Source organism: Streptomyces humi (assembly GCF_001005085.2).
Classification (GTDB): domain Bacteria; phylum Actinomycetota; class Actinomycetes; order Streptomycetales; family Streptomycetaceae; genus Streptomyces; species Streptomyces humi.
Genome location: NZ_LBMU02000065.1, coordinates 16,134 through 30,416, shown reverse-complemented (window position 1 = coordinate 30,416; position 14,283 = coordinate 16,134). Strand labels below are relative to the sequence as shown.

The 14,283-nt window shown below is 72.0% G+C and carries 14 protein-coding genes and 1 riboswitch; of the genes, 3 read left to right on the top strand and 11 right to left on the bottom strand.

The genetic code is table 11. The annotated features are described in order from the left end of the window. The first annotated feature begins 219 nt into the window (after positions 1 to 219). A complete protein-coding gene (locus AAW13_RS26960) occupies positions 220 to 2,082 on the top strand; it encodes an AAA family ATPase (RefSeq protein ID WP_046732005.1) in 1,863 nt (620 codons plus the stop codon). Between the two features lie 137 nt (positions 2,083 to 2,219). On the opposite strand, the gene AAW13_RS26955 is transcribed toward AAW13_RS26960, so the two are convergent. The 9 genes from AAW13_RS26955 to AAW13_RS26915 form a co-directional block, all read right to left on the bottom strand. Beyond that, positions 2,220 to 3,308 carry a hemolysin family protein gene (locus AAW13_RS26955; protein ID WP_046731958.1) on the bottom strand — a complete coding sequence of 363 codons (1,089 nt, stop codon included), beginning with the start codon at positions 3,306 to 3,308 and terminating at the stop codon, positions 2,220 to 2,222. After that, positions 3,305 to 4,633, bottom strand: coding sequence for a hemolysin family protein (locus AAW13_RS26950; protein WP_046731957.1), 1,329 nt, complete (start codon positions 4,631 to 4,633; stop codon positions 3,305 to 3,307). The genes AAW13_RS26955 and AAW13_RS26950 overlap by 4 nt, the downstream gene beginning before the upstream one ends. A gap of 256 nt (positions 4,634 to 4,889) precedes the next feature. After that, a complete protein-coding gene (locus AAW13_RS26945) occupies positions 4,890 to 5,345 on the bottom strand; it encodes a PH domain-containing protein (RefSeq protein WP_046731956.1) in 456 nt (151 codons plus the stop codon). Positions 5,346 to 5,359: 14 nt separating this feature from the next. Further along, positions 5,360 to 6,208: an ATP phosphoribosyltransferase gene (gene hisG / locus AAW13_RS26940; protein WP_046731955.1), complete on the bottom strand. Its 849-nt coding sequence runs from the start codon at positions 6,206 to 6,208 to the stop codon at positions 5,360 to 5,362. A gap of 43 nt (positions 6,209 to 6,251) precedes the next feature. Continuing rightward, positions 6,252 to 6,524, bottom strand: coding sequence for a phosphoribosyl-ATP diphosphatase (locus AAW13_RS26935; protein ID WP_030946750.1), 273 nt, complete (start codon positions 6,522 to 6,524; stop codon positions 6,252 to 6,254). Positions 6,525 to 6,558: 34 nt separating this feature from the next. Continuing rightward, positions 6,559 to 7,044 (bottom strand): 6,7-dimethyl-8-ribityllumazine synthase, encoded by a 486-nt coding sequence (gene ribH / locus AAW13_RS26930; RefSeq protein ID WP_046731954.1) that lies wholly within the window; start codon positions 7,042 to 7,044, stop codon positions 6,559 to 6,561. 26 nt (positions 7,045 to 7,070) lie between these two features. Next, complete coding sequence (locus AAW13_RS26925; RefSeq protein ID WP_046731953.1) at positions 7,071 to 8,360, bottom strand: bifunctional 3,4-dihydroxy-2-butanone-4-phosphate synthase/GTP cyclohydrolase II; 1,290 nt, start codon at positions 8,358 to 8,360, stop codon at positions 7,071 to 7,073. Then, on the bottom strand, positions 8,357 to 8,998 hold the full coding sequence (pnuC, locus tag AAW13_RS26920; protein ID WP_046731952.1) for a nicotinamide riboside transporter PnuC: 642 nt from the start codon (positions 8,996 to 8,998) through the stop codon (positions 8,357 to 8,359). The genes AAW13_RS26925 and pnuC overlap by 4 nt, the downstream gene beginning before the upstream one ends. Then, positions 8,995 to 9,600, bottom strand: a complete 606-nt coding sequence (locus tag AAW13_RS26915) for a riboflavin synthase (protein ID WP_046731951.1) — start codon at positions 9,598 to 9,600, stop codon at positions 8,995 to 8,997. The genes pnuC and AAW13_RS26915 overlap by 4 nt, the downstream gene beginning before the upstream one ends. 155 nt (positions 9,601 to 9,755) lie before the next feature. Beyond that, positions 9,756 to 9,886, bottom strand: a riboswitch (FMN riboswitch). 330 nt (positions 9,887 to 10,216) lie between these two features. Here AAW13_RS26915 and AAW13_RS26910 point away from each other — a divergent pair. Continuing rightward, positions 10,217 to 10,951, top strand: coding sequence for an SDR family oxidoreductase (locus tag AAW13_RS26910; RefSeq protein WP_046731950.1), 735 nt, complete (start codon positions 10,217 to 10,219; stop codon positions 10,949 to 10,951). Positions 10,952 to 10,969: 18 nt separating this feature from the next. On the opposite strand, the gene AAW13_RS26905 is transcribed toward AAW13_RS26910, so the two are convergent. Further along, positions 10,970 to 12,478, bottom strand: coding sequence for an ROK family transcriptional regulator (locus AAW13_RS26905; protein WP_046731949.1), 1,509 nt, complete (start codon positions 12,476 to 12,478; stop codon positions 10,970 to 10,972). 122 nt (positions 12,479 to 12,600) lie between these two features. Here AAW13_RS26905 and AAW13_RS26900 point away from each other — a divergent pair, with 122 nt between their 5' ends. Beyond that, positions 12,601 to 13,815: an MFS transporter gene (locus tag AAW13_RS26900; RefSeq protein ID WP_046731948.1), complete on the top strand. Its 1,215-nt coding sequence runs from the start codon at positions 12,601 to 12,603 to the stop codon at positions 13,813 to 13,815. Here the strand turns inward: AAW13_RS26900 and AAW13_RS26895 are convergent. Next, the gene (locus AAW13_RS26895; RefSeq protein WP_046731947.1) at positions 13,775 to 14,233 is read right to left on the bottom strand and encodes an acyl-CoA thioesterase; all 459 of its coding nucleotides are present in this window, start codon (positions 14,231 to 14,233) and stop codon (positions 13,775 to 13,777) included. The genes AAW13_RS26900 and AAW13_RS26895 overlap by 41 nt on opposite strands. Positions 14,234 to 14,283: the final 50 nt, after the last annotated feature.

Below are 14,283 nucleotides of genomic sequence, written 5' to 3'. Positions count from 1 at the left end.
CCGTCCGGTGTGCGCCCCATCTGCTCCCACCTCGCCAAACGGCCTGTACGTCACCCTTCGGCAGGCGGTGGAACCGCAGGTACGATGCCATCGGTGCGACCTTCGAACGGCTGCTTCGCGCACCTGCAACTCCGGTCCGCGGCACAGCGGTTCGACCAACGGCGGCCATCGGGGGGAGCCCGGGGGCCAACAACGGGGGCACGGTTTGTGGGGGACGTGATGGAATTCGGCACGCAGGGCCCCGAGGCCCCGGCCGACCTCGCCTGGCTGCGAGGCGTGGACGCCTACACGATGGGCGCCTATCCGCAGGCGGAGGAGGAGTTCCGCACCGCGGTGCGGATGGATCCCGGGATGGCCGACGCCTGGCTCGGCCTGCACGCGCTGCGCGTCGACACGACGACCGCGCTGCTGCGGATGTTCCGGCACCGGGACCGCTTCGGCGAACAGCGCGGCCGCCACCGCCGCACGCTCAACTCCTGGTACTGGCTGGGCTGGTGGGTGCAGCCGGTGCTGGAGAGCCCGCGCGACCTGCTGCTCGCCCACGCCTCCCACTGGCTGGACGGCAGACACGTCCCGGAGCTCGACCGGGCCCTCGCCGGACTGCCGCCCGTGGACACCGACCACCACGTCCGCTTCCTGCACTCCTGCCGGGCCTACCTGGTCAAGGACTGGGAACAGCTGGTCCGGCACACCGACCCGCTCCTCGACGATCCCCTGCTCGGCATCGAGGCGGGCCTCTTCGGCGGCATGGCCCGCGTCCGTCTCGAGATGTACGGCCAGGCCGAACCCCTGCTCTCGGCCGCGCTGATGCGGTGCCGCAGTGAGCAGCCGCAGCGCAAGGAGCTGCGCTACTGGCTGGCCCGGGCGCACGAGGGCACCGGCCGCAGCGCCGCCGCGCTCCCGCTCTACCGGGCCGTGCACCGGGTCGATCCGGCCTTCATGGACACCTCCGCCCGGCTGGCCGCGATAGCCGAGGGCGACGGGTACGACGAGGCGGCCGACTTCGCGTCGATCACGCTCACCGGGGCCGGGCAGGACGTCGTGGACGGGCCGGACCTGCTAGACCCGCTGTTCGGCACGGAAGGACGGGAGCTGCGGTTCGGAGAGGCCGAACCGCCGGCCGGGGCGATGCCGTCGGTGATCGACCCGGCGGTGCGCGAGAAGGTGATGGCGTCGCCGCCGCTGCCGGCCGGGCCGACCGACCCCGCGTTACTCGAGGAGGCGCTCGCCGAACTGGAGCGCATGGTCGGGCTCGAGCCCGTGAAGCGGCAGGTCAAGGCGCTGTCCGCCCAGTTGAACATGGCCCGGTTGCGAGCCGGGCAGGGCCTGCCGGTGCAGCCGCCGAAACGCCACTTCGTCTTCTCCGGGCCGTCCGGGACCGGCAAGACCACCGTCGCCCGGATTCTCGGCCGGGTGTTCTACGCGCTGGGGCTGCTGGGCGGCGACCACCTGGTGGAGGCGCAGCGGGCCGACCTCGTGGGCGAGTACCTCGGCCAGACCGCCGTGAAGGCCAACGAGCTGATCGACTCCGCGATCGGCGGTGTGCTCTTCGTCGACGAGGCCTACTCCCTCTCCAACTCCGGGTACGGCAAGGGCGACGCGTACGGCGACGAGGCGCTCCAGGTACTGCTGAAGCGGGCCGAGGACAACCGGGACCACCTGGTGGTGATCCTGGCGGGCTACCCGGAGGGCATGGACCGGCTGCTGGCCGCCAACCCGGGGCTCTCCTCCCGCTTCACCTCCCGCGTCGACTTCCCGTCCTACCGTCCGCTGGAGCTGACGTCCATCGGGGAGGTGCTGGCCGCGGAGAACGGTGACGCGTGGGACGAGGAGGCCCTGGACGAGCTGCGCTCCATCGCCGGGCACGTGGTCGAACAGGGCTGGATCGACGAACTGGGCAACGGCCGGTTCCTGCGCACGCTGTACGAGAAGAGCTGCGCCTACCGGGATCTGCGGCTGTCGACGTATCCCGGGGTCTTGTCGAGGGACGACCTGGCGACACTGCGCCTGCCGGACCTGATGCAGGCGTACGGGGAGGTCCTGTCGGGCCGGGGACCGCAGGATCCGTCAGCCGGGATGTAGCCGCGGGTGGGGTGGGCCGTGGGTGGGGACGCTCACCGGCGCCGGCGGGGTGCCGGCCGACGCGAGTGCGGCGCCCGGCCAGGTGCGTGGGGAGCTGTGCGACCATCCCCCCACGCACCCGCGGCCTGACTACTGCCTCACCGGGCCATGACCTCCTCCGGCTCCCCACTCCCCCGCGGCTCCGGAGTCCGCGGCGGCGTCGGCTGTTCCCGGTGTGCCGGGTCCGTGACCTCGCCGACGAGCAGTTCGAGCACGTCCTCCAGTGCGACCAGACCGAGCACCCTGCCCTTCCCGTCGGCCACCTGGGCCAGGTGGGTAGCCGCTCGGCGCATCACCGTCAGCGCGTCGTCGAGGGGCAGCTCGGCTCGGAGTGTGGTCATCGGACGCCATATCTGCTGCGGCACCGCCCGGTCCGAGTCCTCCAGGTCCAGTACGTCCTTCACGTGCACGTAGCCCATGAAGGCGCCGGACTCGGTGGCGACCGGGAACCGGGAGAAGCCGGTGCGGGCGGTGAGCTCGACGATCTGGCCCGGGGTGACCGACGGGGGGACCGTGATCAGGGACTCGCGGCGCAGGAGCACGTCGGTCACCGGGCGGGAGCCCAGCTCCAGCGCGTCCTCCAGCCGCTCCCGCTCCTCGGGGTCGAGGAGGCCCGCCTGGCCGGAGTCCTCCAGCAGCCGGTTCAGCTGCTCGCTGGTGACGACGGCCTCGACCTCGTCCTTCGGCTCCACCCGGAAGAGCTTGAGGATGCCCTGGGCACAGGCGCCGAGCGCGACCGTGATCGGCCGGCACACCCGGGCGAACGCCACCAGGCCGGGGCTCAGCCAGAGCGCCGCCTTCTCCGGTGCCGCCATCGCCAGGTTCTTCGGCACCATCTCGCCGATGACCAGGTGGAAGAAGACCACTCCGGCGAGCGCGATCACATAGCCCAGGGGATGGATCACGCCCTCGGGCAGACGGGCCGCCTCGAACAGCGGTTCCAGCAGATGCGCCACCGTCGGCTCGGCCACCGCGCCCAGGGTCAGCGAGCAGACGGTGATGCCGAACTGGGCGGCGGCCATCATCTGCGGCAGGCGCTCCAGGCCGTACAGCACCTGGCGGGCCCGTGCGGTGCCCAGTGGTTCGATCTGACTGCGGCGGACCGAGACCAGCGCGAACTCCGCGCCCACGAAGAAGCCGTTGGCGAGGACGAGCAGCCCGGCGAAGACCAGTTGGAGAACGCTCATCGGGCGGCCTCCGCGGCGACGGGGGCGATACGGACCAGCCGGACGCGTTCGGCCCGGTAGTGGCCGACCCGGCGGACCGAGAGGCGCCAGCCGGGCAGTTCCGCGCGGTCGCCGGGCGCCGGGATACGGCCGAGCAGGTCGGCGACGAGTCCGGCGACCGTCTCGTAGGGTCCTTCCGGCACGTCCAGCCCTATCCGCTGGAGGATGTCGACGCGGACACTGCCGTCGACGTCCCACGCGGGCTTGCCGTCCTGGGAGGGGGCGGCGGCGAGCTCGGGCGCGTCGGGGCTGTCGTGCTCGTCGCGGACCTCGCCGACGAGTTCCTCGACGATGTCCTCCAAGGTGACCAGGCCGGCCGTGCCGCCGTACTCGTCGACGACGACCGCGATGGGCTGTTCGCTGCGCAGCCGGGCCAGCAGGGGCTGGACCGGGAGGGTCTCGGGGACCAGCAGCGCCTGCCGGGCGATCCGCCCGACCGGGGTGTGCAGCCGGTCGTGCGCGGGGACCGCCAGCGCGTCCTTGAGGTGGGCCATGCCGACGATCTCGTCGATCTTCTCGCGGTAGACGGGGAAGCGGGACAGGCCGGTGGCCCGGGTGAGGTTGACGACGTCCTCGGCGGTCGCCGAGTCCTGGAGCGCGCTGACCTTCACCCGGGGGGTCATGACGTGCTGGGCGGTCAGCTCGCCCAGGGACAGGGTGCGGACGAACAGGTCGGCCGTGTCCTGTTCCAGGGCGCCCGCCTGGGCGGAGTGCCGGGCCAGCGAGACCAGCTCGCCGGGGGTGCGGGCGGAGGCCAGCTCCTCCGCGGGTTCCACGCCGAGGGCCCGGACCAGCCGGTTGGCGACCGTGTTCAGCGCGGCGATGACCGGGCGGAACAGGCGGGAGAAGCGGGCCTGCGGGCCGGCCACGAACCGCGCGACCTGGAGGGGCTTGGAGACCGCCCAGTTCTTGGGCACGAGTTCGCCGATCACCATCTGGATGGCCGAGGCCAGCAGCATGCCGACGACGACGGCGACACCGGAGACGGCGCCCTCGGGGAGGCCGATCGCGGTGAACGGGCCGCGCAGCAGCGCGGCCAGCGCCGGCTCGGCGAGCATGCCGACGACCAGGGAGGTGATGGTGATGCCGAGCTGGGTGCCGGACAGCTGGAAGGACAGTTCCCTCAGCGATTCGACAACCGTGCCGGCACGCTTGTCGCCGTCGGCGGCGGCCTTCTCGGCCTCCGGGCGCTCGACGGTGACCAGGCCGAACTCGGCGGCCACGAAGAAGCCGTTGGCCAGGATGAGCAGGAACGCGGCTGCCAGGAGCAGCAGGGGGGTGGTCATGATGCCGCCGCCTCCGCTTCGCCGCGGACTCCGCAGGGGCGGTCCACGGTATGTCGGGAGGGGGCGGCGCAGGTACTACAGGACGATCCGTCCATCGCCGGAGAGGGTCACTCCTCGGGTAGCAGGAACCCCTGTGCGCGGAGCGCGCCACAGGGGCGGAGGCGGGACGTGAAAAGCCTCCGCCAACAGATTAATCAAGACAGGGGCCGATGCGGCAGGGTCGACGGCCCGGATACGGCCCCCAAGTTGCGTGATCTCAGCCCTGATGCTGCTCGGGGTCGTGGATCGTGTGGGCCTCGGCGAGGGCCCGGAGGGCCTTGGCGTCGGCGATGGCGCGCTGCTTGGCGATGCCGGGCTGGATGCCGAGCGCGGGCAGACTGGTGCCGTCGCTGAGGTCGAGGAACACCCAGGGGTCACCCGGGCGGAGGTTCACCTGGAGGATCTCCGCCCACTGGAGATGCCGCTTGGCGGCGATGTTGACGACGGTGACCCCGGACTCGTCGGCGACCACCTTCACCCGGGCCAGCTGTGCCAGCACCCAGAAGATCAGGGCGCCGGTGACGACGAAGCTGAGCTTCTCCCCCGGACCGAGCTGCTCCAGGAGCAGCGCGACACCGGAGATGGTGACGAAGATCGCGACACCGGCGGTGAGGAGGATCGCACGGGTGTGGCCCGGCCGGAAGGTGACGGGCAGCGTGGGAGGCTCGGACATCTCTCGCGGGGCCCTCAGAGGCGGCAGGCGTGGATGGCCGTGGTCAGGATGGCGCGGGCACCGAGGTCGTAGAGGTCGTCCATGATGCCCTGGGCGTCCTTGGTGGGGACCATGGCGCGGACGGCTACCCAGCCCTCGTTGTGCAGCGGGGAGACGGTCGGCGACTCCAGGCCCGGGGTGAGGGCGACGGCCTTCTCCAGCTGCTCGACCCGGCAGTCGTAGTCCATCATCACGTACGTCCGCGCGACCAGGACGCCCTGGAGCCGGCGCAGGAACTGCTGGACCTTGGGCTCCTCGGCGTCCGCGCCGGTGCGGCGGATCACGATCGCCTCGGACTTCATGATCGGTTCGCCGAAGACCTCCAGGCCGGCGTTGCGCAGGCTGGTGCCGGTCTCCACGACGTCGGCGATGACCTCGGCCACGCCCAGTTCGATGGCGGTCTCGACGGCGCCGTCCAGGTGGACCACGGAGGCGTCGACGCCGCTGTCCGCGAGGTGCTTGCCGACGATCCCCTCGTAGGAGGTGGCGACCGTCTTGCCCGTCAGGTCGGCCAGGGAGTTCGCCGCGCCCGGCTTCGAGGCGAAGCGGAAGGTGGAGCGGGCGAAGCCGAGCGGCAGGATCTCCTCGGCGTTGGCGCCGGAGTCGACGAGCAGGTCACGGCCGGTGATGCCGATGTCGAGGCGGCCGGAGGAGACGTAGATCGCGATGTCGCGGGGGCGCAGGTAGAAGAACTCCACGTCGTTGACCGGGTCGACGATGCGGAGTTCCTTGGACTCCCGCCGCTGCCGGTAGCCGGCCTCATGCAGCATGTCCGCCGCAGGGCCTGAGAGGGAACCCTTGTTGGGGACGGCGATGCGCAGCATGAGGTCGGCTTCCTTTGCTCTGGGAGGGGTGACGGCGGGTGGTTCAGAGGTGGGCGTAGACGTCGTCCAGCGAGATGCCGCGGGCGACCATCATCACCTGGACGTGGTAGAGCAGCTGCGAGATCTCCTCGGCGGCCGCCTCCTTGCCCTCGTACTCGGCGGCCATCCAGACCTCGGCGGCCTCCTCGACGACCTTCTTGCCGATGGCATGGACGCCCTTGCCGACCAGCTCGGCGGTGCGGGACGTGGCGGGGTCGCCGTGGGCGGCCTTGTGCTGGAGCTCGGTGAAGAGCTCCTCGAAAGTCTTGTTGGACATGGTGAGCGCCAGACTACGCCAAATGCCGCCTCGCTCAGTGCCAGGGTTCAGATACTGAGCGGAGCGTGGCCGCCGTCGCCACGGCGGCCGTCACCGCCTCGTGGCCCTTGTCCTCGTTCGATCCGGGCAGGCCGGCGCGGTCCAGGGCCTGCTCCTCGTTGTCGCAGGTGAGTACGCCGAAGCCGACGGGGACGCCGGTCTCGACGGAGACCTGGGTGAGGCCCTGGGTGACGCCCTGGCACACGTACTCGAAGTGCGGGGTGCCACCGCGGATGACGACACCGAGGGCGACCACCGCGTCGTAGCCGCGGCCGGCGAGGACCTTCGCGGCGACCGAGAGCTCCCAGGTACCGGGGACCCGGAGCAGGGTGGGCTCGTCGATGCCCAGGTCGCGCAGGGCGCGCAGGGCGCCGTCCACCAGTCCGTCCATCACCTTCTCGTGCCACTGGGCCGCGATGACGGCGACCCGCAGGTCGCTGACATTGCGTACGGACAACTCCGGTGCACCCTTGCCGCTCACGTACGTCTCTCCTCAGTGCTGTTTCTCTACTGGTTCGCGCAGGTGGCCACGGCCGGCGTGTCCAGCCAGGGCAGGTCGTGGCCCATCCGGTCCCGCTTGGTGCGCAGGTAGCGGAGGTTGTGCTCGCCCGCCTGCACGGGCATCGGCTCGCGCCCGCTGATCCTGAGACCGTGGCTCAGCAGCGCGTCGCTCTTGTCGGGGTTGTTGGTCATCAGCCGGACGCTGCGCACGCCGAGGTCGGTCAGGATCCGGGCGCCCGCGCGGTAGTCGCGGGCGTCGGCGGGCAGGCCGAGTTCGAGGTTGGCGTCGAGGGTGTCGCGGCCGCGTTCCTGTAGTTCGTAGGCGCGCAGCTTGGACAGCAGCCCGATGCCCCGGCCCTCGTGTCCGCGCAGGTAGACGACGATGCCGCGGCCCTCTTCCTGGATGCGTTCGAGCGCCTCGTCGAGCTGGGGGCCGCAGTCGCAGCGGGCGGAGCCGAAGACGTCCCCGGTGAGGCACTCGGAGTGGACGCGGACCAGGACGTCTTCGCCGTCGCCGATCTCGCCGTGGACGAGGGCGACGTGCTCGACGCCGTCGGTGGTGGAGCGGTAGCCGTACGCCGTGAAGGTGCCGTGCCGGGTGGGCAGCTTGACCTCGGCCTCGCGGCGGACGGTGGGCTCGGCGGACCGGCGGTAGGTGATCAGGTCCGCGATGGAGATGATCGTCAGGCCGTGCTTGCGGGCGAACGGGATCAGCTCGGGGAGGCGGAGCATCCGGCCGTCCTCGCCGGCGATCTCCACGATGGCGCCGGCTGGGCGCAGGCCCGCGAGCCGGGCGAGGTCGACGGCGGCCTCGGTGTGCCCGTTGCGGGTGAGGACGCCGCCGGGGCGGGCGCGCAGCGGGAAGACATGGCCGGGGCGGACGAGGTCGGACGGCTCGGCGGCACCGCTCGCCAGCAGCTGGAGCGTGGTGGCGCGGTCGGCGGCCGAGATGCCGGTGGTGACGCCGTGCGCGGCGGAGGCGTCCACGGAGACGGTGAACGCGGTCTTCATGGACTCGGTGTTGTCCTCGACCATCTGCGGCAGCCGGAGCCGGTCCAGTTCCTCGCCCTCCATGGGGGCGCAGATCAGGCCGCGGCACTCGCTCATCATGAAGGCGATGATCTCGGGGGTGGCCTTCTCGGCGGCGATGACGAGGTCGCCCTCGTTCTCGCGGTCCTCGTCGTCGACCACCACGATGGGGCGGCCGGCGGCGATGTCGGCGACGGCCTGCTCGACCGGGTCCAGGACGAGGTCGTCGATTCCGTGGGTGCTGTGGAGGACGGGTGCCGCGGTCATGCGGGGGCTCCTTCCAGAGCGGGCCGCGCGCCCTGGCGGGAGCGCTGCCACCAGTCGCGCATGCCCCACAGGACGAGCGCGCCGTAGATGACGTAGACGAAGCCGGAGAAGGCGTAGCCGTTGGCGAAGTTCAGCGGGACGCCGACCAGGTCGACCAGGAGCCAGGCGATCCAGAACTCGACCATGCCGCGGGCCTGGGCGTACATCGCGACGATCGTGCCGACGAAGATGTAGGCGTCCGGCCAGGGGTCCCAGGACAGGGACGGGAAGGCCTTGAAGAGCAGGGCGACGGCGACCGTGCCGACGGCCGCGGCGGCGAGCATCGCGGCGCGCTCGCCCCAGGTGGCGAAGCGGGGCACGATGTGGCCGTCACCGGACCGGTCCTTGTCGCGGTTCCACTGCCACCAGCCGTACAGGGCGACCACCATGACGACGACCTGCTTGCCCGCGCTGCCGGCCAGGTGGCCGTAGAAGGCGATGAACAGCACCAGGCCGGAGAGGAACTGCACCGGCCAGGTGAGCAGCGAGCGCCGCCAGCCGAGGGCGAGGGTGATCAGGCCCAGGATGTTGCCGATCATGTCCGACCAGATGATGTGCTGGTCGAGGAGGGTGAACGCCTCGGAGTTCAGCCAGTTCACTTGCCCGCTCCCTGCGTGTTCGCGAGCAGCCGCTCGACGTACTTGGCGACGACGTCGACCTCGAGGTTGACCGGGTCGCCGGGCTGCTTGTGGCCGAGCGTGGTCAGGTCGAGGGTGGTGGGGATGAGGCTGACGGTGAAGTGGTCCGCGCCCGCCTCCACGACGGTGAGGCTGATGCCGTCGACCGTGATGGAGCCCTTCTCCACGACGTAGCGGGCGAGGTCGGCCGGGAGCGAGACCTTGACGATCTCCCAGTGCTCGGAGGGGGTGCGGGCCAGCACCTGACCGGTGCCGTCCACGTGGCCCTGCACGATGTGGCCGCCGAGGCGGGAGCCGACGGCGGTGGGGCGCTCCAGGTTGACGCGGGAGCCGACGCCCAGGGCGCCGAGGGAGGACCGCCGGAGGGTCTCCGCCATGACGTCGGCGGTGAACTCGTCCCCCTCGTGCTCCACGACGGTCAGACAGACGCCGTTCACGGCGATGGAGTCGCCGTGCTGTGCGCCCTCGGTCACTACGGGGCCACGGAGCCGGAAACGGGAGGCGTCGCCGAGGTTCTCGACGGCGGTGATCTCACCCAGCTCTTCGACGATTCCGGTGAACACTTCCCGGGTCCTCCTGCCTCAACGGGGCACGGACTCCGGGGCCTGTCGAAGGACGACAGAATGTACGGGTGAACACACCGGTGCGACGCCGACAAGGTCCCGTCCGGCACGGACGAGACCAGATACGGCGGCGCGCACATGTACATGCTCGCCCGCCGCGCACTGCCTCCCATCCGGACTTTAACCGTCGGTCCAGGAATTTCACCTGGTCAACCGGCCGCTGGAAGCGGACGGGTCGCGGACTGTAACCGCCGGTTCGGACTTTCACCGACCCCGGAGTGCGCTGCTTCTGGTACACCGCCAGTGTGCCACGCCCGATGGTGGTCCATACAGGCGAACGGTGTGGGCTGCCTCACAGCCCGTGCCGCTGGACTTCCCACGGGGGTCGACGTGTGCCCAACGGCCGCCCGGACCAGGGTTCCTGACTTCGATTCACCTCTATTGACCCTACTGGTCTAGTCCTTTTATGGTGCGAGCGAACCCGGCGGCGGTGACGACGGCCCTTGCCCGTCGCCGGGTCGCGCGCCGATGTCACATTTCGCGGGGTGCGCGCAGTCGTACTCGCCGGAGGGGCGTTCCGACCGGGAGCGCCCGGTGTCCGGAGGGACGGAACGACATGACCACGACCCTGGTGACCGGCGGAACCGGCACGCTCGGCCGGCTCGTCGCGGCGCGGTTGCGGGCGGACGGCCACGAGGTGCGGGTGCTCAGCCGGCACGCCCAGCCCTACGCCGTGGACCTGCGCACGGGCGGAGCCGGTCTCGACACGGCACTGGCCGGCGTGGACACGGTCGTGCACTGCGCGAGCACGCCGAAGGGCGGTGACGAGCGGGCGGCGGCGAACCTGATCGCGGCGGCGCGGCGGGCCTCGGTGGGCCATCTGGTGTACATCTCGATCGTGGGGGTGGACCGGGTGCCGTTCGGCTACTACCGGGCGAAGCTCGCGGTGGAACGGCTGGTCGAGGAGTCGGGGCTCGGCTGGACCGTGCTGCGGACGACGCAGTTCCACGATCTGCTGGTGACGCTGTTCGAGGGGCTGGCGAAGGCGCCCGTGCTCGCGGTGCCGCGCGGGGTGCCCGACCAGCCGATCGAGGTGGCCGAAGTCGCGGACCGGCTGGCCGAGTTGGCCGGTGCGGGGCCGGCGGGGCGGGTGGCCGACATGGGCGGCCCCGAGGTGCGGTCCCTGGAGTCGCTGGCCCGTGCGTACCTGAAGGCGAGCGGGCGGCGCCGGGCGGTGGTCGGGGTACCGCTGTTCGGCGGGGCGTACCGCGCCTTCCGGGACGGCGGCCACCTGACACCGGAACGGGCGGTCGGGAAGGGCACGTTCGAGGACTTCCTGACACGCCGCTGACGGTTGCCCCCGGCGGGGTCACCGGCCCGGAGGTGCGAAGAGGTCGTCCTGGGCGCGCTCCCGGGCGGTCAGCAGGGCGCCGCGCAGTACGGCGGCGCCGCCGAGGGTGCTCGCCCGTACCTCGGTGGCCAGCGGGGACATCAGACGCAGCCGCGCCTCGACCCGCTCGGCGAGCACGGCACCACCGGCGGGGCCGATCTCACCACCCAGGACCACGCAGCCGGGGTCCAGAACGGCGACGACAGCGGCCACACCTACGGCGATACGGTCGGCGAGGGCATCCAGAAAACGACCGGAACGGTCCCCGGACGGACCCGAAGCGGCTCGCCGGCCGACCGCGGCCACGTCGTGACCGGCCACGCCGTCCCCCGCGCCCCTTCGGGGCTCTGCCGAGCCACCGTCGGCTTCAAGGCGCGGTCGGGACAGGCCGTCGTCGGCCGCGGGCGCGTCATGGCCCGCCGCGCCGTTCTCCGCGCCCCTTCGAGGCTCTGCCGAGCCACCGTCGGCTTCAAGGCGCGGTCGGGACAGGCCGTCGTCGGCCGCGGGCGCGTCATGGCCCGCCGCGCCGTTCCCCGCGCCCCTTCGAGGCTCTGCCGGGGTGCCGGTGGTTTCGAGGGGGGCGGGTGGGTCGGGTGTTGTTCGGGTTGCCTGTGCCACCGCCTGGGCCGCGGTCTCGGACGGGGGCAGGCCACACTGTTCGGCCAGTCGGGTGATCGCCGCCGCTCCTACCAGGGAGTGGTAGCCGCCCGAGCAGTCCGTGGCCGACGGGAGGGCTTCGGTGCCCGGTACCGGGAGGAAGCCGATCTCCCCGGTGCCTCCGGAGGCACCGCGGCGCAGGCTGCCGTCGAGGACCACGGCGGCGCCGCAGCCGTCGCCGAGCCAGAGCAGGACGAAGGTGTCCCGGTCGCGGGCCACGCCCTCCCGCTGCTCGGCCAGGGCGGCCAGGTTGGTCTCGTTCTCGACGCTGACCCGCGCCTCGGGGAAACGCTCCTGGAGCGCGGCGACCAGGCGGCGGTGCCACGCCGGCAGCCCCGCCGAGTCACGGAGTTCGCAGGTCGCCGGGTCGATGAGCCCGGGCGCCCCGATGCCGACGGTGTGCAGCCGCCCCCCGCCGGAGGCCTCCGCCTCCTTCACCGTCCGCTCCACGAGCGCCACCGCCTGTTCGACGGCCGCCGTGGTCCCCTCCTCCGGGCCGACCGGCACCGTCCCCTCGGCCAGCACCCGCCCCACCAGGTCGGAGACGAGGACCGAGACGCTGTCGGTGCGCACGTCGAGGGCGGCCAGATGGGCGCGGTCCGCGACGATCCCGTACAGGCGGGCGTTCGGCCCCCGGCGCTGCTCGCCGGACTCGCCGACCACCGCGATCAGACCGGACGCGGCGAGCCGTTCGACGAGGTCGGCGACGGTCGGCCGGGACAGCCCGGTCAGCTGTTTCAACTGGCCTGCCGTCAGCGGCCCTTGCTGCTGGAGCAGGCTCAGCGCGAGCCGGTCGTTGATGGCCCGGGCGGTGCTCGGTGATGCGGGCATGACGGGCATCCTCCCAGAACATGCGGCCCGGGACGGCCACTTCGCTCCCTATCTATCAGGCAGGGTCCCTGATAGTTTACGGCGGGCAGCGGGGCGGCACCCGGCCGGGGAGGGGCAGGACCATGGAAGACGTGAGCCACGAGCAGCACGACGTGAGGCGCGCGCGGTACGCCGTCGCGGCCGTGTTCACCGTGCACGGTGCGGTCACCGGCTCGTTCGCGACCCGGGTGCCGTGGATCCAGGACCATGCCTCGCTGGGCGCGGGACAGCTCGGCTTCGCGCTCGCGTTCGGGGCGTTCGGCGCCTCGTGCTCGATGCCGCTGGCCGGCCGGATCAGCCACCGCTTCGGCAGTCGCAACGCGATGCGCGGCCTCATCGCGCTGTGGACGCTGGCGCTGGTGCTGCCCGCTCTCGCGACGAACATGTACCTGCTGTGCCTGGCGATGTTCGTGTACGGGGCCAGCGCCGGCATGGCCGACGTCGCGATGAACGCGCTCGGCGTGGAGGTGGAGCGGCGGCTGCGGAAGTCGATCATGTCGGGGCTGCACGGCATGTGGAGCGCGGGCGCCCTGATCGGTTCGGCGGCCGGCACCCTCGCCGCGCACCTCGGCTCGGACGCCCGACTGCACTTCGCGCTGGCCGCGGCCACCCTGACGCTGCTCGGGATCCTGGCCGCCGGCTGGGTCCTGGATCTCAAGCCGGAGGCGGACGAGGAGCCGCCGCCGCGGTTCGCGCTGCCGCCGCGGTCGGCGTTGCTGATCGGAGCGGTGGGCTTCTGCGCGGTGTTCGCGGAGGGGGCGAGCCTGGACTGGTCGGCGGTGTTCCTGAAGAACCGGATGGAGACCTCGGCAGGGCTCGCGGCGGCCACCACCACGGGGTTCATGCTGACCATGGCGATCGCCCGGATCAGCGGGGACGCCGTGGTGAACCGTTACGGCGCGGTGCGTACCGTGCGCGGCGGCGGGGTGCTGGCCGTGCTCGGCGGCCTGCTGATCGTCCTCGCGGGGCATCCGGCGGTGGCGATGACGGGCTTCGCCCTCATGGGTCTCGGCATCGCGGTGGTCGTACCGCTGTGCTTCGCGGCGGCCGGACACGCGGGGCCGAACCCCAGCCAGGCCATAGCGGGCGTCGCGACGATCACCTACACCTCGGGTCTCGTCGCCCCGAGCCTGATCGGCGGGGTCGCCCAGGCGACCAGCCTGGTGGTGTCGTTCGACCTGGTCACGGCGCTGGCCTTCGGACTGGTCGCGTTCGCCGGCGTGCTGCGGTCCGGGGACCGCGGGGTGCGGGCGGAGGTCAGTTCCCGACCCGCAGCAGTTCCCGACCCGCGGCCCTGAACCGCTCGCTCCACGGGGCCGGGCGCAGCGTGCCGGCGTCCAGCCGGACGAGGACCCGGGTGCCCTGCGCGTAGGTGACCGCGCCGTCCTCCGAACAGAACCGGAAGCCGTAGGTCAGGCCGGTGGTGCCGAGCCGTTCGAGCCAGAGGTGGACGGCGTAGGTGCCGGGCCGGGTGACCGGTGCCTCGTAGCCGATCCGCAGTTCCTTGACGGCGTTGCAGGCGTCCCCGGCCGCGGCCCAGTCGCCCTCGAAGACGAAGCCGTGCTCCTGCCAGAGCTCGGCCCAGGCCCGCTCGACCATCACCGGGTACCGGGCGTTGTGCAGCAGCCCGAGCGCGTCCAGGTCGTCGAAGTGAACGGTCACGGGGATCAGCCGGCCGTAGGACAGGGCGGGGGCGGCGGGGGCTTCGGCGGTCACGGGTGGGACTCCTGAGCACGGGACGAAGTGGTGGGGACACTCCATCCTAA

Bases quoted from the DNA above. Each gene is read 5' to 3' on its own strand.
- AAW13_RS26910 (WP_046731950.1), top strand. From the start codon at position 10,217: ATGACCACGACCCTGGTGACCGGCGGAACCGGCACGCTCGGCCGGCTC.
- AAW13_RS26905 (WP_046731949.1), bottom strand. From the start codon at position 12,478: ATGCCCGCATCACCGAGCACCGCCCGGGCCATCAACGACCGGCTCGCG.
- AAW13_RS26945 (WP_046731956.1), bottom strand. From the start codon at position 5,345: ATGTCCGAGCCTCCCACGCTGCCCGTCACCTTCCGGCCGGGCCACACC.
- AAW13_RS26900 (WP_046731948.1), top strand. From the start codon at position 12,601: ATGGAAGACGTGAGCCACGAGCAGCACGACGTGAGGCGCGCGCGGTAC.
- AAW13_RS26935 (WP_030946750.1), bottom strand. From the start codon at position 6,524: ATGTCCAACAAGACTTTCGAGGAGCTCTTCACCGAGCTCCAGCACAAG.
- AAW13_RS26950 (WP_046731957.1), bottom strand. From the start codon at position 4,633: ATGACCACCCCCCTGCTGCTCCTGGCAGCCGCGTTCCTGCTCATCCTG.
- hisG (WP_046731955.1), bottom strand. From the start codon at position 6,208: ATGCTGCGCATCGCCGTCCCCAACAAGGGTTCCCTCTCAGGCCCTGCG.
- AAW13_RS26955 (WP_046731958.1), bottom strand. From the start codon at position 3,308: ATGAGCGTTCTCCAACTGGTCTTCGCCGGGCTGCTCGTCCTCGCCAAC.
- AAW13_RS26960 (WP_046732005.1), top strand. From the start codon at position 220: ATGGAATTCGGCACGCAGGGCCCCGAGGCCCCGGCCGACCTCGCCTGG.
- AAW13_RS26925 (WP_046731953.1), bottom strand. From the start codon at position 8,360: ATGACCGCGGCACCCGTCCTCCACAGCACCCACGGAATCGACGACCTC.